Source organism: Pedobacter sp. BG31, from assembly GCF_042464845.1.
Taxonomy (GTDB): Bacteria; Bacteroidota; Bacteroidia; order Sphingobacteriales; family Sphingobacteriaceae; genus Pedobacter; species Pedobacter suwonensis.
In genome coordinates, this window is the sequence record NZ_JBHNZK010000071.1 from 1 (window position 1) to 303 (window position 303).

At 55.4% G+C, this 303-nt stretch carries 1 protein-coding gene; it reads right to left on the reverse strand.

Annotated features, from left to right (window positions below):
• Positions 1–303: hypothetical protein (locus ACFE6N_RS23580; RefSeq protein WP_378940388.1), on the reverse strand; the 303-nt coding region annotated here is incomplete at both ends.

Here is a 303-nt window from a genome sequence, read left to right on the forward strand (position 1 = left end):
TATTGCCGAAATAACGGGGCAGCGCCGAACCATGAAATGCCAGATCTGTAAGTTTGGTACCACTGATGATACTGCTGTAGGCCTTGCTGGGCTGGCCGTTTAAAAAGCCCATCGGTTCGCCCGTGGCACCATCAAGGCCCGCCCAGCGGTACGAGAAAATGGAATACACGGGCAAGCCCTCTACCCCCGATACCGTGGCGTTGGCCTGCAAAAAGTTGCTCCCCTGTACCGAAGGCAGGTAATATCTGGCCACCTGATCTTTATACACCGAAAGGTTAAGCGTACTGCCCCAGCTCAGGCCGC